The organism is Polyangium jinanense (assembly GCF_028435365.1).
Genome location: NZ_JAGTJJ010000001.1, coordinates 814,074 through 833,065, shown reverse-complemented (window position 1 = coordinate 833,065; position 18,992 = coordinate 814,074). Strand labels below are relative to the sequence as shown.

The following is an 18,992-nucleotide window of genomic DNA, read 5'->3' as shown; positions in this document are numbered from 1 at the left end:
TCCCAACAGGAGCACCCCTCGGACTATTCCTCGGCCGAGGTCTCAGGTTGCGCAGGCGTCTCGGACGTGTTGCCTGGATCACCGCCGAGCTTGCGGACGAGGGCTTCGAGCTCCTCGACGCGCTGCGAAAGGCGCTGGACGTCGGTCTGGAGGTCGCGGAAGAGGCCAACGCCGGGCAGGATGTGGCGGATCCGCTCGTCCACGGCGTGTTGCCACTGGTCGAGGGTCTGCTTCGAGCTCTCGACGATCTCGGACAAACGCCCCTTCGCGCCCTGGGCGGCGGCGGGTTTGTCCGCCTCGGCCGGAGCGGCCGCGACAGGCGCGGGCGGCGGCTGCGTGGGCGGTTTCTCCGCGGGGGCGGCCGGCGCCGCTTCCGCGGGGGCGTCTTCTTGTCCGCCGCCCGGGATGAGCCGACCGATCGGGCCTTCGCGGAGCGTGTTGAGCAGGCGCTCGCCGCGCTCCTGGATCAGATCACGCAGCGTCCCGAGAGGCACGCTGCGCGGCTGGGACTTGAGGTCCTCCGAGATGATGAGCGCCAGCGTGACCTCGGTTTTATCCTCCTTGGTCGCGTTGTCGATGATCTGGACCTCTTCGCCGGCACGGACCATCTCCCCGATCTGCTGGAGGGTCACGTAGCGGCTGTCCTTCGTATCGTACAACTTACGGTTGGAGTACCGCTTGATGACGCGTCGCGGCGTCGCACTGGCCCCCGAGGTCTCCTTCACCGTATCCATGATCTCCCCTTCGCGCTGCGATCGAATTGGACCACCTGTAACGCATATGTGCAAGGTGATGACAGCGTGAATCGTCCGAGGGCCTGAAATGTCGCGGTTGCCATGAATGCCATCGAACTATCCGGGGTCTCGGTTCGCTACGCGGCAGGAGGCGTGGCGCTCGAGAACATCGACCTTTCCGTGCGGAAAGGCGAGATTTGCGCGGTCCTCGGGCCGAACGGCGCCGGAAAGTCGACGCTCGTGAAGGTGATCTCGGGCGCGCTCCCGCCCCAGCGTGGCGAGGTACAGGTGCTCGGCGAGTCCCTCGCGCGCATGGAGCGTAGGGAGATCGCGAAGAGGATCGCGCTCGTGCCGCAGTCGTCGGAGCCGGTGGTGGGCTTTTCGGTGCGCGAGATCGTGATGATGGGGCGCGCGCCGTACCAGGGCGCATGGATGCGCGCGTCGAAGCACGATGAAGAGGCGGTGGAGAGGGCGATCGCCGCGTGCGAGCTCGAAACGCTCGCGGATCGGCGCGTGTCAGAGCTGTCGGGCGGCGAGCAGCAGAGGGTCGCGATCGCGCGGGCGCTCGCGCAGGAGGCGCCGGTGCTCTTGCTCGACGAGGCGACGGCGCACCTCGATGTGCGGCACTTCCTCGCGTTGTCGGAGCTCGTGTGGCGCGAGGTGCGGGAGCGTGGGCTCGCGTGCCTGATGGTGCTGCACGATCTGAACGCGGCGGCGCAGTACGCGGATCGGATCGCGCTCTTGAAGGCGGGGAGGCTCGTGGCGCACGGGTCGATCGAGGAGGTGATGACGTACCGGCGCCTCAAAGAGGTGTTCGAGGTGGAGCTCTTCGTGGGGGTGAACGAGCTCGACCACGCCCGGTATTTCCTGCCGGTTCGCCCTCAACTTGGCCCTTTGCCGCGGCGCGATGGATAAGCCGGGCCATGCCCGGTCATGGAAGGATCACGCTCGCCCTCGCCTGTCTCCTGGCGAGCGGCTGTAACGTGAACGACAGCGCGCCCGATCTCCTGCGGGTGGTCGACGTGGCGCCGCGCGAGCTCGAGTCGGGCGATCGGCTGGAGGTGCTCGGGACGAACCTGCCGACCGGAGAGGCGCGCGAGGCGACGATCACGTTCCGCGGGACGCTGAAGCGGCCCGGAGAAGCGCCGATCGAAGGGCAAACGATCGTCGTCGACAAGGCGAGGATCTCGACCGACAAGGTGAGCGCCGCAGTGAGCGAGGCGCTCGTGGCGCGGTTCTGCGGGCAAGGCGATGAGTCGGCGCACACGACGTTCCACGGCGACGTGACGGTCACGCTGGAGACGAAGGCCGAGGGCGCGCTGCCCGTGACGGGATCGGTCAAGGAGGTGACGATCGACGTGCGGCCGAAGGCGCCGCGGCGCGCGATCGCGCTGGCACGGGAGCGCGACGGGCAGCGGGCGCTCGACTTCCTGGGGATCACGGTTTCACCGGACGCACCCACGTCGAACGGGCTCGTGGTGGCGGCGGTTCGTCCGGACAGCCCCGCAGCCGCGGCGCGGATCGAGGGCGGCGACGTGATCACGAGCTTCGAGGGCGTGAAGGTGACGAGCGTGGCCGACGTGATTCCGAGCGGCGAGGAGCGCGCGCCACTCGTGGCCGTGCAGCGCGGCGCGGAGGAGCCGCGGATCGTCCCGATCTCGATCGAGGGGTTCCACGCGAGCGCGCCTTCGGACCTGCTCGGCGCGGCGATCGTGCTGGGTTTGTCCGCGGCGACGCTGCTCGTGTTCGCGACGCCGCTCGGCGCGCTCGTGGCGTGGCTCGTGCGGCGCGTGGCGTCGCGACTCGCAGGGCAGCGGAGCGGGAAGAAGACGCTCGTGCGCTCGCCGGTCGCGCGGCTCGCCGCGGAGGTGCATCGCGAGGTGGCCTCGGCGATCGCGCCGCCGGACGCGGATCCGATCCTGTCGAAGCTCGCGCCGGTGCTCGCGTTCGCGGCGATCTCGGCGACGTTCGTGGTGATGCCGTTCTCGCAAAGGTTCGTGGGCGCGGACCTCGATGTCGGGATGCTGTTTCTGCTCGCGCTCGTGGCGCTGCTCGGGCTCGGGTTCGTGACGGGTGGGTCGCTCGCGGGGGAGCGCTGGTCCGTGCTGCGAGGTCTGCGCGGCGCAGGGCGGGTGCTTCTGCAGGAGCTACCGGCCGTGGTGGCGATCGTGTGCGTCGTGTCGAGCACGGGGTCGCTCCGGCTCGAGGACATCGTGGCGGCGCAAGGTGGGCAGGGGGGATCGCCGCTCGACGCGGGCGGGTGGCCCTGGCACTGGTTCGTGTTCCGGAACCCGGCGACGTTCGTGCTGTTCCTCGCGTACGTGACGTCGATGATCACGGCCGACGGGCGTGCGCCGGGCGCGCTGCGGGAGGCGGAAGCGAGCGGGGAGGAGCTCGCGCCACCCGCAAAGGTCGGCGCGCGGCAGCTTCTGTTCTACTTCGGGGAGTGGGCGCACGTGTTCGTGGCCTGCGGGATCGCGAGCGCGATCTTCCTCGGCGGCTGGCAGCTCCCGGGCGTGGCAGGCGCGACGCAGGAGAGCGCGGGCGCGCTGAAGATCGTGGGCGCGCTGCTCTTCTTGCTGAAGAGCTGGGGCCTCGTGCTGACGGTGGTGTGGCTGCGCTGGGCGCTGCCGCGGCTCTGCGCGGAGGAGCGGTCGCGGATCGCGCTGCGATGGTTCTTGCCGCTCGCGATCGTGGCCTCGGCGTTCGTTCTGCTCGGCGCCCTTGCGACGACGGTGATCAGCTTCGGCCGGAACGCCGGGCTCGTGAGCGGAGTGGTCACGTTCGTGACCTGGGCCGCCTTCGCCGCCCATTTCGTGCGCCGGATCCAGGTGGACCTGCGAGAAACGCGAACCCCGCTGCACCTGAACCCCCTGATCTGATCGGGGCGAACGGGCCGGAAAAGGCGGCGCGGATCACGGCGCACGCACATTGTGCCCGCGGCGGGCCGTGTTCGCTTTATCCTCTGCGCGGTGGGAGCCGCGAGCCGAACGGCCCGGGAGTTCTGCACGGTGTGCGGATGGCCCGTCCACGGGCCACGCTGCGACGCCTGCGGGGAATACCGCGCGCCGCTGGCGCTTGAAGATTCGATGCGGAGGTTCGTGCCGCGCGGGCACGCGTCGCTCGATCCTTCCGGGCTGGAGAGGGCGACGGAAGCGTTCCGGCGTGGCGAGTATGCGCGCGCGCTCGGCATCGTCGCCTCTGCCGAGTCGAACCTGACGGCGCGCGCGGTGAACCTGCCCGAGGGGCCGGGCTGGGCGCTCATCGGCAAGGAGTCGAGCGTGTTCCTGTCGCTCGACATGCAGTCGATGCACCTCATCGTGGAGTCGCCGGTGGCGCGCCTGCCGCGCAGCCAGCGCGTCCCCGCGATGCGGCTGTCGCTCGAGCTCTGCGACGAGGAGGCGATCACGTCACGCGTGTGCCTGCGGGACGATCTGCTCCTTCTGCGCTTCGTCACGCAGCTCGGCGCCGCGTCGCCGCCGCTCGTGCGGCACGTGATCCGCGAGATGATGGCGACGTCGGAGCGGTACGCGGAGATCTTCGTGGCGTCGTTTGATGCGCGCACCGCGGCACACGGAGATGCGCGCGGAGGCGGTGGATGGGAGTCGCTCGGGAGGAAGCGGACGCTCTCGACGTTGCAGCCGGCGCCGCAGCGACGATCAGTCGTGCCGCCGCCGCCCTCGACGCTCAGGCCCGCGGACAACGCGACGCCGCCGGATGACGATCTGCCGCCGATCCTCGCGCCGGCCTTCGCGAACGATGCGTCGCGGCCTCCCGTCGCGGAGGAGGAGCTGCCGCCGGTGCTCGCGCCGTTCCGCCTCTCGGATACGTGGCGCGGCGAGGACGGCGTGCCGCCGGTGCTCGCGCCTCCCGAGAACGTGCCGCAGACGGCGCGGCTCGGTGTTCCGCAGACGTCCGCGTTCGCTGCGCCGCCTGGGCCCGACCGCGAGCCGCCGCCGGAGACCGCGCGCCTCGGGGCGATCCCGTCGCTCACGACGCCGATGCCGTTCGCCGCGCCCGGCGCGCGTCGACGCACGGTGCCCGGGATGCCCGCGGTCGAAGGCGCGACGCGCCCCGGCTCGCCAGACCTCGACGATGCTGCGGCGCGCCGCGCGCTCACGCCCGCGGACAAACTCTGCGAGCTCTTGCATCAGGCGCAGGCGCTCGCGACGGCGCTGAGCTACGAGGAGCGGCCCGCGACGATGCTCCTGCTCGTGCGCGCCGCGGTGTATCGCGCGATCTACGAGTTCGGCGAGCACGTGCCCGACGCGGTCTCGTACCTCTACCGGAACGCGTCGGGCGTGACGCGTGCGATCTGGCCGAGCGCGTCGCCCGGCGGCAAGCGTCCGTCGTCGCCGATCCCGATGGCCGAGCCGGCGCTGCTCGCGATGGAGCGGATCGTCGCGGCGCGCGCGCTTCTCCCGAAGGAGAGGGCGTTCATCGTCGAGCCGCTCGCGACGGCGGCGCAGGCGCGTGAGCACCTGGCGAAGTACGTCGAGGAGATCGAGCTCGCGCCGCAGGACGCGACGCTCCGCCACTTCCTCGCGCTCGGCGCGCTGACGGAGTTGCTCACACGGACGCGTTTGCCACAGCAGACGTCGCAACGCTTGAAGGACATCGTGGCGCACGCGCATCGCGACGTGCCCAAGCAGGCGGCGCTCGATCTGATGATGACGGCGCTGAAGAGGATCGCGTCCGGATGAGCTCGCGTATCGCCTCGTCGCTCGCGGATTTCATGCAACACGGCAACCCGGGAGAGAGCGTGCTCGGCGTCGCGCGGCGATCGGTCGTGACGGTGACGTCGGGGACGTCGAGCGGCACGGGCTGGGTCGCGCTCGGCAACGGCGTGGTCGTGACGAGCTGGCGCACCGTGGGCTTCCAGTCCGAGGTGGTGCTCTCGACCGAGGAAGGCAGGCGCGCGGCGGGTCGCGTCGTCGCCGTGGACGCGGAACGGGATCTCGCGTTCGTGCTCCCACTCGAAGCGATCGGCGCAGCGCCGCTGCCCTTGCGCGCGGATCCGTTGCCGCGGCTCGGCGAGCCCGTCACCACGCTGATCGCGGCGCCAGGCGATACCTTCGTGACGGCGATGGCCGTGGTGTGCGCCGAGGGGCGCGGCGGCGAGCTCGCGGCGCTCGATCCGGATCTCGGCGCGCGCGCCGGGCGCGGCGGCTCTCCCGTGATCGATGCGGCCGGGCGTGTGATCGGTGTGATCACCACGGCGCGGCGCATCGGCCGGGATGCGCTCGATCGCGCTCGGTGCATCCTGCCCGTCGGTCTCCTCGCGCGGGACCTCCGCGCGCTCGACGTGCCTGCGTCGGAGCTCGGCGAGCGCACCCTCATTCACCGCTGCCCTGGCTGCACGGAGGCGTTCTCCGCGGACAACGATCGTTGCGAGTCGTGCGGGATCCTCTTGCCGCATGCGTTCGAGACCGAGTCGGCCGGGGCCGAGCGCGTGGTGCGCGACGCGCTCACCGCGCTCGGGATCGTCGCGAACAAGGCACGCACCGGGCCGCGATCGTGGCGCATTCATCATCGCGCGCTCGGCGGAGACGCGACACCTTCCGAGGTGACGATCCGCCTCGACAGCGCGGGCTTGCAGGTGATCTTGCGCGTGCCGCTCGTGCGTGTGCCTTCGGCGAACCACGAACCGTTCTACCGGCTCCTGCTCACGGCGAACGATCAGACCTCGGGCGTGTGTCGCCTCTCGCTCGCGGGGGATGTCGTCGTGCTCTCCTTCTCCGAGCCCGTCTCCGCGTTCGCGAGCGAGCACGACATCGCCGCGGTCTTCCACGACCTCGTGCGGCTCGCCGATCAGTACCGCAAGGTGCTTGCCGAGCTCTTCGGCGCCGAGCCGCTCCGCGACGGCTCGTGGTGATCACGGGTTCGGAAAGAAAAAACCGATCCCGGGCGAACCGAAGCCCGGGATCGGGAGGAGGAGTCGACGACCGCGACGCTCAGTAGGCCTTGTTGATGTCGCCCTTGCCGCCGCTGTACTGAACGTCGCCCTTGCTCGGGGCGTACTGGCTGTCGCCGCCGCTGTACTGGATGTCGCCCTTGCTGGGGCCGTACTGGACATCGCCCTTGCTAGGGCCGTACTGGACATCGCCCTTGCCGGGGCCGTACTGCACGTCGCCCTTGCCGGGGCCGTACTGCACGTCGCCCTTGCCGGGGCCGTACTGCACGTCGCCCTTGCCGGGGCCGTACTGCACGTCGCCGCCGTACTGCGTGTCGCCCGGGCCGATGTCGAACTGATCGTCGGCGCCGCCGTACTGGCCCTCGTCGCCGTAGTACTCGTCGCCCTTGCCGGGGCCGTACTGGATGTCGCCCTTGCCGGGGCCGTACTGGATGTCGCCCTTGCCCGGGCCGTACTGCGTGTCGTCGTAGCCGTAGGCGCCGCGCGCGTCGCACGTGATGCGCTCGCGCGCGTACGGCAGGTTGTGTGTCTCGTCGAGCAGGCGCACGTTCACGATCGTGACCCGCATGAGCACCGGCTGTTGGTAGCTGCCACGGCAAGCGCCCGCGCCGCGGAACCGATCCCGCGGCATGAGAAACTCGCCGTAGACGCGGCCCTGCCGGGACGCTTGGAAGCTCTTCGCGTCGTTCCACGAATCGCGGAGGACGATCGGCTCGCCGGCGAAGTTTCCGCGCTGATCCTGGCAACGGTACGTCGCCTGGAGGTCGGCGTTGATCGAGTACCGGGCGAACTGCCGGCGGATGTTCATCTGCTCGAAGCCGAACCGCAGGTCGCCGTTGTCGAGGAAGCGGGCGTCGACCTGACCGAAGCGCGGGTTGTAGTCGTAGCCGCCGTAGCCGCCGTCCGCCGACGCGTCGCCGATGCTCAGGAAGGGTGCGCTCGTGGCGATCGCCGCCGCCATGAGGAGTTGGATCGACTTCTTCATCGAGATACCTCTCCTTGTCTCGCGTGGTGCCCTGCGCGTGGCGTGCGCCGCGTGCAGGGGACGACGCCTTGCGACCAGCAGCGGGTGCTCGTCGTCGAGGCGCGCGCTCACCTCGCAATGCAAGGCGGCGGCCGTCGGCCGATCCGGCCCCGTGCATCCAGCCTGCGTGAACGCGCGGCGGCGCATGCGGGGAATTCGCGGACCACGTGGCGCTCGTTCTCCACGGATCGCCGCGCTTTTTTGCCACGTCTGCCCCGAGGCGATCGGCGCCGTCTGCGGCGGTTCGCAGCGCGTTCGTCCGGCGCGTTCGGACGTGCGTCGATTTTGCCCCCGTCTATTCGCCCACGACCCGAGCGTGCGCACACGCGCCGGACACGTCGACACGAGCCGATCGGGACGTACGCGTCCGTCGTCAGTCCTTCTGCGACTTCTTCGAAACGACAGCCGCGAAGACGAGGCCAATCGGGCCGAGCACCGCGCACGTGAGGAACCAGAAGCAGCCGCCGCGGCCCTTCGTCGTGGCGATCCAGGCGCCGAGGATGCCGCAGAGCAACCAGACCGGAATCCCGAGCTCGAGCTTCATCACCGCTGACGCTAGCACGCGGACGCACGTCGCGCGGGTCGCCGGCTCTCACGCGCCTCGTGTAGCCTCGCGGCATGGCTGAGACGAAGACGCTCGAGACGAAGACGCTCGACCTCGGCGATGTCGAGCTCTCCTGCACCGTGCACGGCGACGGTCCCCTCGTCCTCTGCGCGCACGGCTTCCCCGACGACGCGCGCTCGTTCCGCGCCCAGATCGATCCCCTCGTCGCGCGAGGCTTCCGCGTCGCGTGCCCGACGATGCGCGGCTACGCGCCGAGCGGCATCCCGAAGAGCCGTCGTTACGACGCCGAAGCACTCGGCCGTGACCTCGTCGCGCTCGCGGATCGACTCTCGCCCGGCTCGCCCGTGCGCCTCGTCGGTCACGACTGGGGCGCCATCGCGGCGTATGCGGCGACCGCGCTCGCGCCCGCGCGCTTCTCCCACCTCGTCACGATCGCCGTGCCGCACCTCCGCGCCACGCTCCCGAAGCTCGCGCTTCCCGCGCAGCTCCGCCGCTCCTGGTACACCGCGTACTTCCAGCTCCGCGGCATCGCCGAGCGTGGCCTCGCGAAGAACGACTTCGCGCTCATCGATCGTCTCTGGCGCGACTGGTCCCCCGGCTACACGGCATCCCGCGAGGACCTCGATCGCATCAAGGCCGGCATCGCCCCGCGCGTGACCGAGGTCATCGCCTACTACCGCGCGTTCTTCACGCCGAGCGCGCTCTTCGGGGAGGCGCGGCGTCTGCTCCTCGAGAAGACGACCGTCCCTGCGATTCACATCCACGGCGAGGACGACGGCTGCGTCGGCGTCGAGCTCACGCGCGACATCGAGCGACATTTCCTCGCGGGCATCCGCGTGCACACCATCCCGCGCGCGGGCCACTTCGTGCACCTCGAGCGGCCCGAGATCGTGAACCCGATCCTGCTCGATTTTCTCGGCGCGCCCTGAGAGGGTGCTCCACAGGCTGCTGCGCGGCTCGATGCGTCGGTCGGCCTCGCTCGACGTACGGTGTACGCCTCGCTCGGCCTCCCTAGCCTCGAGCCGCTCGCGACGCCTGTGGCAGCACCCTCTGATGCGCGACTAGCGCGCTTCGCCGTCTCGTACGCGCGCGAGCACGCGCACGATGCCCGCGAAGTTCCACGCCGCGAAGCCGAGGAAGAGCGCCACCAGCGCGACGGCCCATCGCGACGCGCGCGGCGAGCTCCCGTCGATCAGCACCCATGCGTCGTCGGGCACGACCTTGCTCGTCTGCGCGTGCACCGCTTCGGGCAGGCGCGCGTGGCGCAGACCTGCTTTGCGGAACGGAACGAGCCGGCCGGCGAAGCTCGTCGGCGGCACGAAGCGTGGACCCTCGAAGCCCTCGGGCACGCGGATCTCCACCCAGATCTTCTCGTTGCCCGCGACGGGCGCGAGCCGGAACGAATCTCCCTCCGCCGCGCGTCCGTACCGGATCGCCCCCGTCGTGCCGAGCAGGCCCGACGTGCGCACGTAGCGGTTCTCCACATCCGCGCTGGGCGTGAGCGTCGCGAGATCCGGCACCTCCACGAGCTGGCCCTGCGTGAGCGCGTAACGCGCTTCTCCGGAGAGCACGAAGGCCATCCAGGCGGCCGCGAGCGCCGTGATCCCCATCAGCACCACCGTCGCCGTGCGCTCGCGTTTCGGCGGCGCGGGCAGCGCGACGAGCTCGGGATCCGACCCCGCGGCGTCGAGGGACGGCGGGCGGGGCGCGGTCAGGGTGGGCGACGGATCGCGGGGCACGAGCAGGGCGGTGGGGGTCGGGTAGCGGTTTCCGGTCACGAGTATAACCGACGGACATCGCCGGGCGGGCCCGGTTCCTTCGGCCTCGCGTCGGATTTCCGCCGCCTGCCCGTCCGGTTCCTCGGGGCCGGGCGGGGGATCTCTTGCCCTCGTGGCCTCGCTTTTCTAGCCTACGCGCGTGGCAACGTCCGCGAAGAAGGTTTCCTCCGTCGCCTGCCCCTCCTGCGGCGTGACGAACTCGCCCGTCCCGCCGAGCGGCCGGTGCGTCTCGTGCGGCGCGTCGATGGAGCTCGGCCGGAGCCGCGACGAAGGCGAAGGGCGGCGCGGCCCTGACGGCTTCAGCGTTGCCTGGGCCGGCATCGCGCTGCTCGTGCAGGCCGTGCTCACGGCGGCGATCGTCGTCGGCTTGCCGATGGTCGTCAGCGCCTTCGACTTCGAGGGCCGCTACGGCATGATGATCGCGGTGCCCGTGTGGTTCGTCGGGGGCATCCTGCTCGGCATGATCTCGCCTGGAAAGACGGTGGCTGAGCCCGTCGTCGCCACGATGCTCGTCGCGATCCCCACGGTCTTTCAGCTCATGAAGTCGCAGACCGTGCGGACACTGCCGCTCTTCATGTACGTCATCCTCGCGGTGATCGGCGTGCTCTTCACGATGGTCGGCTCCTACATCGGCGAGCGCATCCAGATGGGCCCGGCGCCGAAGCGCGCGGGCGCGGATTGACCTTCCGAACCACGCTCCTCCTCGCGTTGGGCCTCGGCTCTGCCCTCGGCTGCACGTCGGCCGAGGCTGAGGAGGAGCGCGCGCTCCTCGCGGCGATCGAGGCGCTCCGCAACGCGCCCGCGGAGGACCTCGGCGGGCGGAAGAACCTCCTTTCGGCGCTCGAAAAGAAGCCGGCCCGAAGCCCCGAGGCCCAGCGCGCCCGGGACGGTTGCGCCGAGGCGTACCGGCTCCTCCTCGAAGGCAAGGAGGGCACCGAGGGCGTCAAGCGCGCGCTCGGTGGCGGGGGGCCCGTGCCGACAACCCTGCTCGCCGACCTCGCCGCGGCCGAGGAGAAGATCAAGAAAAGCAGCGAGCAGGCCATGCCGGCCTGTGAGAAGGCGGCGGCCGAGCTGCGCCTTCGCCGCCGCTGACGGAGTATTCGGAACCAGGCAAGGGAAAACGCGCCCTGGGGGGTACGGGACGCGCGCGCCTCGTGCTAAAGAGCGCCCCCGTATGTTCGACACGCTCGCCCGAGGTTTTCGTCAGGCCCGCAACCGCCTCGCGGGGCTCACGGAGCTCACCGAGTCCAATATCGAGCCCGCGCTCCGCGAGGTGAGGCTCAGCTTGCTCGAAGCCGACGTCGAGATCGGCGTCGTGAAGGCCTTCTTGAGCCGCGTGAAGGCGAAGGCCGTCGGCCGCACGCTCGAAGCGAAGGTCAAGCACGAGGGCGAGACGATGCAGGTCTCGGCGAGTGATCACTTCGTCAAGATCTGCCACGACGAGCTCGAGGCCATGATGTCGCACGAGGGCGAGCCCATCGTGTGGGCGTCGGGTCGCCCGACCGGCCTCATGATGGTTGGTCTCCAGGGCTCCGGTAAGACCACGACGTGTGCCAAGCTCGCTCGGTACATCTCGAAGCAGGGCAAGAAGCCCATGCTCGTCGCGGCCGACATGCAGCGCCCGGCGGCCGTCGAGCAGCTCAAGGTGCTCGGCAACCAGATCAAGATCCCGGTCTTCAACATCGCGGGCAAGTCGCCCGTCGAGATCTGCGCGGCCGCTGAGGCCGAGGCGAAGAAGCTCGGCCGCGACGTCATCATCTACGACACCGCGGGCCGCCTCGCGATCGACGAGAAGCTCATGCAGGAGCTCGCGGAGATCAAATCGCGCGTCGCGCCGGACAACATCTTCCTCGTGGTCGACGCGATGATCGGCCAGGACTCGGTGAAGACGGCGCGCTCCTTCCACGAGCGTCTCGGCATCAGCGGCGTCGTGCTCACGAAGCTCGACGGTGACGCGCGCGGCGGCGCGGCGATCAGCATCAAGGAGGTCACGGGCGCGCCCGTCCTCTTCAGCGGCATCGGCGAGACGACGGACAAGTTCGAGGAGTTCCGCGCCGACGGCATGGCGAGCCGCATCCTCGGCATGGGCGACGTCGTCGGCCTCATGCAGGACTTCGAGCAGGTCGTCGATCAGAAGAAGGCAGAGAAGGACGCCGAGCGTTTGCTCCAGGGCGACTTCTCGCTCGACGACTTCCTCGAGCAGGTCCGCATGATCCAGAAGATGGGGTCGCTCAAGGACCTCGTCGACAAGCTCCCGCTCGGCGGCATGTTCCCCGGGGGTTTGCCGAAGGACGTGAACCTCGATGACCGCGAGCTCGTGCGGATCGAGGCGATCATCCAGTCGATGACGAAGTTCGAGAAGCGCGACCCGTACGCGCTCATCCGCGAGCCGAAGCGGGCCGAGCGTATCGCGAAGGGCTCGGGCTCGAACCCCGAGGCCGTCGCGGAGCTCGTGCAGAAGTTCCTGTTCATGAAGCAGATGATGTCGGGGCTCGGCCAGAACCTCGGCATGATGGGCAAGATCCCCGGCCTGAAGCAGATGGCCCAGATGCGGAACATGCAGAAGGCCATGGCCGGCGGCGGCGGCATGCCTGGTTTCCCGGGCATGGGCATGCCGGGCATGGGCATGCCGGGCATGGGGATGCCGGGCTTCCCGGGCATGGGCATGCCAGGCTTCCCCGGGATGGGCATGCCGGGCATGGGCATGCCGGGCGGCGGCGCCGAGGGGCCGAGCATGACGAAGATGCGCACGCTCAGTCAGGCCGAGAAGAACGCGAAAAAGGCGCAACGCAAGCGCGAGCGCGACGCGCGGAAGAAGGGCCGGAAGTAGGAGGCACGCGCGCATGCGTCGAGCTCTCTTCGTCGCGTGCGCGCTTGCCATCGCCGCGTGCTCGCGGGATTCGGTCGCGCCGCCGGAAAAACAGGTTGGCGGGACGAACACGCAGGGGGCGTCGACCGAGGATCCGCGGCGCGTGATCAAGGAGATCGCCGTGAAGGCGCTGGCGCCCGGCGACGCGATCACGATCGACGGCAAGCTCGACGAGCCGGCGTGGGCGAAGGCCGCGGACACGGGTCCGTTCGTCGACGTTTCGTCTGGCGCGCCAAACCCGCGGATCCCGGTGCAGGGCAGCGCGCGGCTCCTCTGGGACGACCAGTTCCTTTACGTCGGCTTCGACGTCAAAGACACCACGATCCGCGGCGGTTTTCCCACGGACGCGCCCGATCCGCACCTCTGGGAGCGCGACACCGTCGAGTTGATGATCGATCCCGACGGCGACGGCGACAACAAGGACTATTACGAGATCCAGATCAATCCGCAGAACCTCGTCTTCGACTCGCAGTTCGACGATTACAATCGTCCTCGAGGCGGAAACGCCGGGCCGTTCGGGCACCAGGAATGGAGTGCGGGGTTCGAAAGTGCGGTCGTTCTGCGCGGCACGATCGACGACGACAAGGACAAAGACGAGGGATACACCGTCGAGGCGAAGATTCCCTGGAAATCATTCGCAAAAGCGAAAGCGTCGCCCCCCGCGCCCGGGGACACCTGGCGGATGAATTTGTATGCGATGCAGAACAACGGCGGCGTCGCCTGGTCGCCGATCCTCGGGATGGGGAATTTTCACAAGGCGGCGCGGTTCGGCCGGGTGAAGTGGGTGCGCGAGTAGGCGGCCCTCAGAGCGGTTCCTGCTGCGTGATGCAATGAACGCCGCCGCCGCCGAGGTTCACGGCCTCGGCGTCGATCGGGACGACTCTCCGCCCCGGAAACACCTCGCCGAGGATCCGCAGCGCGGCATCGTCCTTTTCTTTCACGCGCGGCGGTCGCCCCTCCTTGAAATAGACCTGCGCGAGGACCACGCCGTTCGTGACCAGGAAATTCAGGTAACTCGTCGACACGATGATCCGCACCGGCTTGCCCTTCGGAAAAGGCACGCCGCTCGTATATCGCATCCCCTTCATCGAGGCGTAGACGCCGTCTCCGGGCCTGAGCGTGTCGTAGAGCGGCTCGGGCATCGGGACCCGCACGATCCGGAAAGGACGCCCGTCCTGATCGCCCGCCGCTTCGATCGCCGCGCGCGCCTTTTCGAGCCGCTCGCGCGTCATCGCCCGGATCGGGTCTTCTTGCGCCTCGGCCTCCGTCACCTCGCCGAGCAGGATCGTGTGGGCATCGGCGAACCGCGCATACTCGTCGATGTGTCCTCCCGGCGTGAGCGGCGTATAAATGCCGCCCGGGAGCGGCCCTTCCCAGGTCGCATCGTCCTCCGCGATTCCTTGCGGCAGCCACACGAAATGCGTTGCGCCGAGCGTCCGCCGGAACTCCGCCTCGATCTGCTCGCGCGAGAGCCCCGGGTTTCGTTGCCGCTCCACCTGCTCGGTGAGCATCAACGTCCCCGCGCCGTTCGACTCCCGATTGCCGCCTTCGCTCGACAGGCTCGATCGCACGACGGGCAGGCCTCGTAGCGCCGCCACCTTTCGATCGACGGCATCCTCGATCAACCCCGTCCGGCTCGAACGATCGAAGCCGGGATATCCCCAGGCATTGAACGCGTAATCGACGACCGCGCGCCCGCCGCCGCTCGTCTTCACGAAGATCGGCCCCATGTCCCGCAGCCAGATGTCTGCGTGCGGAACGGCGTGGATTCGTACGTGATCCGACGGCACGGCGTCGCGGGCGAGCCGCTCCCGGATCATGCCCGCCTCCGCCTCGTCCTGGGCGAGCAGGTCGACCGACACGTGGCCGTGGAGCGCGCGGAGGATGTCCTCCAGGACGGGCTCCGTCGGGTGCCCCGCCTTGTTTTCGTACGTCGGCCAGGCGACCCAGATCGACGCGTGCGGCTCGAACTCCGCCGGGAACGAATACGCCTCTCGGGCGTCGGCCTTCCGTACGGGCGCTTCCGGTGCCTTCGTGCACGCGGCGAGAAAGAGGCCGAGGAAGGCGAAGGCAATACGCATCGAAGCGCGACTCGTATCACGAATCGCAGAGCAAGGGTTCTTCGTCCCGTCGACGTCGAGACGCCGCGGTCCTCTGCGCGGGAGGGCTCGGACGCGTCGGCGACGGCTTGCCGGGGCGTTCGAGGTGGCTGAAGTGGCATTGCAACGCGTTGCGGGGGCGCTCGGGGCGCCGGAAGTGGGGTTGCAACGTCGACGGGCGGGACGTGGCAGGACGCGCAGGGGCGTGCGCGGTTGCGCCGGGAGGAGCGGCGCCCGAGGCGCGCGGTGCGAACGTCGGCCCCGTCGGCGGAGGACGCTCGAACCTGCATGCCAACGCGTCGACGGAGCGGTTTGGGCGAAGCGCGCGGGGTGGCGACGCGTCGACGTTCGGCTTTCGGCCCCCGAGAGGACCTGCGGAACTCTCCCTGTGCAGAAGGGCGGGCGGAGGCGGGGGCGGCGCTCCGTGGCGAACGCGGTTCGAACGTTTCAAGTGGAATGTCGAGCCGTTGCGGAACGACTTTCCGCGTCAGGCCCACGTGTGAAACTGGCGAGTTCGTTTTCCTGAGCGCTCGCCCTAGGCGATGAGCGCAGCGCACGCGTCTCGAGCGATCACATTGCGCGAAGTTGAGCTATCGTCGCAAGCATGCGAATGTTTTCGGCACTCTTGGGGATGGTCCTTCTGGGCGCGGCGAGCTTGCTCTCCGCGTGCGAAGGCGACTCGACGAACAACGATTCGGGGGGCGCGGGCGGCACCGGTCCGACAGGAAGGCAGGCCTGTTACGATTACTGTCACGCGCTCGAGGTGAACAGCTGCCCGAAGGCGTCGGACACGTGCACGAAGCAGTGCGACGGTCTCATCGACTTGTACACCACCGAATGCGAGGACGAATTGGGTGCGGCCTACGCCTGCCGTCTGCCATTCACGTCGACTTGCGCGGACGAGGAGGGCGCGTGCAAGGACGAGTGGGACACGTTCGAGATGTGCGGGGGGATGCACGGGTGTCTCATCTTGGGCTCGGACTCGTGCCCGGGAGGCGCGGACATGAACGGCGACGTGAGCTGCGGCTGCGGCGACCTCTGCTTTGGCAAGACCTACCAGACCGACTGCTCGACGCCTGCCGGCGGCACGATGACCTGCAAATGCCTCATCGACGGCGTCGAGGTGGGCACGTGTGACGATGGAGACCAGCTGTATTGCAAGTCTGCTACAAGGGGCTGCTGCCAGGCCGAATATTTCAAGATTCCCCCGCCGTGGGGGCTCTGATTCCGAAGGCCAACCTGGTTGCGGTTCTCCCAGCGAAAAGCGAGCGACAAGATGAAGGGCTTATCTGTCAGGCGTCGCTTTGCAATGCCGCCCGCGTCGCCCGCTCGATCAAATCGATCGCCGACTTCTCCAGCGGATCGACCCGCTCTGCGCCCACGCGTAGCCGCACCGTGAGCCGCCGCGTCTCCTTGCGCTTGCCGAACTCCTCGCGGAGCTTCTCGCTGAGCGCCTTCGCGAGCGCGCGCGAGAAGTTGCTGCCCGCGTCCGGCACGATCAGCACGAGGCTCGACGGACCATACCGGCCGAGGAAACTCTTTCGACCGTAGAGCCCGTGCAGCGTGGTCACGAGCTCGCGCAGGTCGGCCTCGATCGTTGCCTTGTCCCGCGTCGGATCGAGGCCCCGGAGCGGCAGCTCGAAGACGACGATCGAGAACTTCGTGCCCTTCATCTTCGCCTTCGCGATCGCCTCGTCGAGCGTCAGGCGCAGGTAACGCTCGCTGTAGGCGCCCGTCGCCGGATCCCGGAACAGCGGGACGTTGTCCTCCCACGACTCGTGGACCGGCTTCGCCTTGCTCTTCGGCGGCTTCGACGGGACCGAGGCCGGAGCATGTGCGTCGGCGTAGAGGAGAGGTTTGTCCGCGTAGAAGAGCGGTTTTTCAGGGGCCGGCGCCGGCCGCGCGGGCATGGGCGAGCTGAGACGCGGGGTCGACGGCGGGGGCAGGGCGACCGCGATCGTGGCGTTCGAGGTCACGACGCCGAGGGCCTCGCAGAGCTCGGCGATCGCGTGCGTCGCGCGCTCGGGGCGCCTCTGCGGTTCGATGTTCGTGGTGCGCGAGAACCAGGCGTCGAACGGGGGCGTGATCCGCACACCACGCCGCGCCGCGCGGGTCGTCGCCGGTTCGGGCGGGCCCGCCATGATCCGCTTGAAGAGCACGAACAACGAGAGCGAGCTCTTCGCCTCGCTCATCCAGTACGCCTCGCCGGAGAGCAGTGTGTAGGCGAGGTGGCCGAGCGCGTAGACGTCGGCGCGCGGGCCGATCGCGCCGTCGCCCTGCACCTGCTCGGGCGCCATGTAGAGCGGCGTGCCGACGATCGCCGTGCGCCTTTGGAACGTCGTCTCCACCATCACCTTGGCGACGCCGTAATCCAGGATCTTCAAGCACGGGCTTCCGTCGTCGCGCGTCGTGATGAACAGGTTCTCGGGCTTGAGATCCCTGTGCACGATGTTCGCCGCGTGTGTCTTGTCGAGCGCGATCGCCGCCTGTCCCAGATAGAGCACGACCTCGGCCGGCGGCAGCGCGCCGCGCCGCGCGATCATGCTGCCGAGCTCTTCGCCCGAGAGCAGGTCCATCACGAGGAACGGCATGCTCGTGCTCTCGTCGATGCCCGCGTCGGAGACCTGGACGATGTGGTCGCTCTCGATGCCGCCCGTGATCGTGGCCTCCTGCGCGAACCGCTCGCGCAGGATCGGGTCCTCGATGGTGCCCGGCAGCATCACCTTGAGCGCGCGCCTTCGCCGCGTCGCCTCGTCGGCGACCTCGTACACGGCGCCCATGCCGCCCGCCTTGATGCAGCGGATGACGCGATATCGGCCGTGAAAAAGCGCGTCGGGTACGAGCACGTGGGGCGCGGCGCCGCCTTGCCGGAACGAAGGAGGCGAGCGCGGAGAGCATGGATGAAGATGGGGACGTAGATCAAGGCCGACGCGTCGGCCTCCGCACGCGTCTCACGTCCCCCGGTCGTGTGTCCCCTGGATCAGGGAGCTTCGTCGTCGACCTCCGCGCTCGCGGCGACCGCGTCCACCGAGAGCACCGTCAGCATCGACGACGTCGGGAAGTCGGTGTCGACGGGCGTATCGGTGTTCGAGAGGATGCGGAACGGCAGCAGCTCGAGCGTGGTGCTCACCTCCGAGCCGTCGCGGGCGATGAGCGTCGCGTCGCCCTTGTACGTCCCTTCGGGCAGCTTCACGCTCATCTGCATCTCCCTGCAGGGCTGATATGCGCGCGCCACGGTGCGGTCGGACATGTCGCGGATGACGAGCTCCATGCGATCGGCGCCGTAGGTCCGGCAGAGGCTCGGGTCGAAGCGGCCTCCGATGGACCAGGTTTGCGTCACCGTCCCCGTATCGCGGCCGATGGGCACGTACACGACGGACCCCTCGGCCAGGCACCCCATCGCGGTGGGGGCGAGCGAAAGCACAAAGGCCGCGGAGCCTGCCCATTTCATGATCGAATCGCGCATGGAAAACCTCCCCCTGTCTGTCATCGGTCAACGAGGCCGGTACTCGCGATGGATCTCGCGTGGTTTCGTGGGACGAACCGGCGGGTAGCCGTACTCGACCGCGGGCGGCGGCACGGCGCGCGGCGCGGTCTGGACGTTCGTGCGGTAACGCGCGAGCTCAGGCGGCTCCTCGAGGAACACGACCCAGCCATTGTCCGTCGGCCAGTACCAGCGTCCCTCGACGAGGTAAGCGAGCCGGCCCCGATAGGCGACGGCCGGGTACGTATTCACATCGATGGGAACCGCCTCCGCATACGCCACGTCGTACCCGCCCACGTTCGGGGTCCCGGCCGACAGCGTCGCGGTACAGCCCGCGGCCAGCATCGACAATGCGATGACGGGCGCGAATATCCACGCGCCGCGATTCGTTCGACGATATCGTCCGTCCGGGGCGCCAACGTTGCTTCTGATCCGCACAGGTCACCTCGCTTTCGACTCGGACGAGCAACCGAGGTGCCATCACGCAGCGAGCATGCACAACCGTTTGACAAGGGCGTCATCGCT

Annotated in this window: 18 protein-coding genes; 10 read left to right on the top strand and 8 right to left on the bottom strand. The window is 69.2% G+C overall.

The genetic code is table 11. The features are described from left to right. Positions 1 to 23: 23 nt before the first annotated feature. The gene (locus KEG57_RS03430) at positions 24 to 734 is read right to left on the bottom strand and encodes a polyhydroxyalkanoate synthesis regulator DNA-binding domain-containing protein (protein WP_272418034.1); all 711 of its coding nucleotides are present in this window, start codon (positions 732 to 734) and stop codon (positions 24 to 26) included. Between the two features lie 102 nt (positions 735 to 836). Between KEG57_RS03430 and KEG57_RS03425 the strand changes: the two genes are divergently transcribed. From KEG57_RS03425 to KEG57_RS03410, 4 genes are all read left to right on the top strand, one after another. Further along, positions 837 to 1,649 (top strand): ABC transporter ATP-binding protein, encoded by an 813-nt coding sequence (locus tag KEG57_RS03425; protein WP_272418035.1) that lies wholly within the window; start codon positions 837 to 839, stop codon positions 1,647 to 1,649. Between the two features lie 8 nt (positions 1,650 to 1,657). Beyond that, complete coding sequence (locus tag KEG57_RS03420) at positions 1,658 to 3,616, top strand: NADH-quinone oxidoreductase subunit H (RefSeq protein WP_272458113.1); 1,959 nt, start codon at positions 1,658 to 1,660, stop codon at positions 3,614 to 3,616. Positions 3,617 to 3,823: 207 nt separating this feature from the next. Continuing rightward, the gene (locus tag KEG57_RS03415; RefSeq protein ID WP_272418037.1) at positions 3,824 to 5,437 is read left to right on the top strand and encodes a hypothetical protein; all 1,614 of its coding nucleotides are present in this window, start codon (positions 3,824 to 3,826) and stop codon (positions 5,435 to 5,437) included. Then, entirely contained in the window at positions 5,434 to 6,609 is a 1,176-nt protein-coding gene (locus KEG57_RS03410) for a serine protease (protein WP_272418039.1), read from the top strand. The genes KEG57_RS03415 and KEG57_RS03410 overlap by 4 nt, the downstream gene beginning before the upstream one ends. Positions 6,610 to 6,688: 79 nt before the next feature. On the opposite strand, the gene KEG57_RS03405 is transcribed toward KEG57_RS03410, so the two are convergent. Together KEG57_RS03405 and KEG57_RS03400 are read right to left on the bottom strand one after the other, a co-directional pair. After that, positions 6,689 to 7,633: a hypothetical protein gene (locus KEG57_RS03405; protein WP_272418040.1), complete on the bottom strand. Its 945-nt coding sequence runs from the start codon at positions 7,631 to 7,633 to the stop codon at positions 6,689 to 6,691. A 412-nt stretch (positions 7,634 to 8,045) separates the two neighbouring features. Beyond that, a complete protein-coding gene (locus tag KEG57_RS03400; protein WP_272418041.1) occupies positions 8,046 to 8,216 on the bottom strand; it encodes a hypothetical protein in 171 nt (56 codons plus the stop codon). A 74-nt stretch (positions 8,217 to 8,290) separates the two neighbouring features. On the opposite strand from KEG57_RS03400, the gene KEG57_RS03395 reads away from it, so the two are divergent. Next, positions 8,291 to 9,166, top strand: coding sequence for an alpha/beta fold hydrolase (locus KEG57_RS03395; RefSeq protein ID WP_272418042.1), 876 nt, complete (start codon positions 8,291 to 8,293; stop codon positions 9,164 to 9,166). A 132-nt stretch (positions 9,167 to 9,298) separates the two neighbouring features. Here KEG57_RS03395 and KEG57_RS03390 read toward each other — a convergent pair whose 3' ends face one another. Further along, positions 9,299 to 10,015, bottom strand: coding sequence for a hypothetical protein (locus tag KEG57_RS03390; RefSeq protein WP_272418043.1), 717 nt, complete (start codon positions 10,013 to 10,015; stop codon positions 9,299 to 9,301). A 139-nt stretch (positions 10,016 to 10,154) separates the two neighbouring features. On the opposite strand from KEG57_RS03390, the gene KEG57_RS03385 reads away from it, so the two are divergent. The 4 genes from KEG57_RS03385 to KEG57_RS03370 all read left to right on the top strand — a co-directional run bounded on the left by KEG57_RS03385 (position 10,155) and on the right by KEG57_RS03370 (position 13,680). Beyond that, positions 10,155 to 10,697 (top strand): hypothetical protein, encoded by a 543-nt coding sequence (locus KEG57_RS03385; protein WP_272418044.1) that lies wholly within the window; start codon positions 10,155 to 10,157, stop codon positions 10,695 to 10,697. Continuing rightward, a complete protein-coding gene (locus KEG57_RS03380; protein WP_272418045.1) occupies positions 10,694 to 11,107 on the top strand; it encodes a hypothetical protein in 414 nt (137 codons plus the stop codon). Before KEG57_RS03385 ends, KEG57_RS03380 begins: the two co-directional genes overlap by 4 nt. Before the next feature lie 82 nt (positions 11,108 to 11,189). Then, the gene (ffh, locus tag KEG57_RS03375) at positions 11,190 to 12,845 is read left to right on the top strand and encodes a signal recognition particle protein (protein ID WP_272418046.1); all 1,656 of its coding nucleotides are present in this window, start codon (positions 11,190 to 11,192) and stop codon (positions 12,843 to 12,845) included. A 13-nt stretch (positions 12,846 to 12,858) separates the two neighbouring features. Further along, the gene (locus KEG57_RS03370; RefSeq protein WP_272458111.1) at positions 12,859 to 13,680 is read left to right on the top strand and encodes a carbohydrate-binding family 9-like protein; all 822 of its coding nucleotides are present in this window, start codon (positions 12,859 to 12,861) and stop codon (positions 13,678 to 13,680) included. A 7-nt stretch (positions 13,681 to 13,687) separates the two neighbouring features. Here the strand turns inward: KEG57_RS03370 and KEG57_RS03365 are convergent, their stop codons facing one another. Then, on the bottom strand, positions 13,688 to 14,965 hold the full coding sequence (locus KEG57_RS03365) for an agmatine deiminase family protein (RefSeq protein ID WP_272458110.1): 1,278 nt from the start codon (positions 14,963 to 14,965) through the stop codon (positions 13,688 to 13,690). Positions 14,966 to 15,587: 622 nt separating this feature from the next. On the opposite strand from KEG57_RS03365, the gene KEG57_RS03360 reads away from it, so the two are divergent. Next, a complete protein-coding gene (locus tag KEG57_RS03360; protein ID WP_272418049.1) occupies positions 15,588 to 16,208 on the top strand; it encodes a hypothetical protein in 621 nt (206 codons plus the stop codon). Positions 16,209 to 16,275: 67 nt separating this feature from the next. Here KEG57_RS03360 and KEG57_RS55430 read toward each other — a convergent pair whose 3' ends face one another. From KEG57_RS55430 to KEG57_RS03345, 3 genes are all read right to left on the bottom strand, one after another. Further along, positions 16,276 to 17,829 carry a protein kinase domain-containing protein gene (locus KEG57_RS55430; protein WP_272458105.1) on the bottom strand — a complete coding sequence of 518 codons (1,554 nt, stop codon included), beginning with the start codon at positions 17,827 to 17,829 and terminating at the stop codon, positions 16,276 to 16,278. A 134-nt stretch (positions 17,830 to 17,963) separates the two neighbouring features. Then, positions 17,964 to 18,449, bottom strand: coding sequence for a hypothetical protein (locus KEG57_RS03350; RefSeq protein ID WP_272458104.1), 486 nt, complete (start codon positions 18,447 to 18,449; stop codon positions 17,964 to 17,966). A gap of 27 nt (positions 18,450 to 18,476) precedes the next feature. After that, on the bottom strand, positions 18,477 to 18,812 hold the full coding sequence (locus tag KEG57_RS03345; RefSeq protein WP_272458103.1) for a hypothetical protein: 336 nt from the start codon (positions 18,810 to 18,812) through the stop codon (positions 18,477 to 18,479). Positions 18,813 to 18,992: the final 180 nt, after the last annotated feature.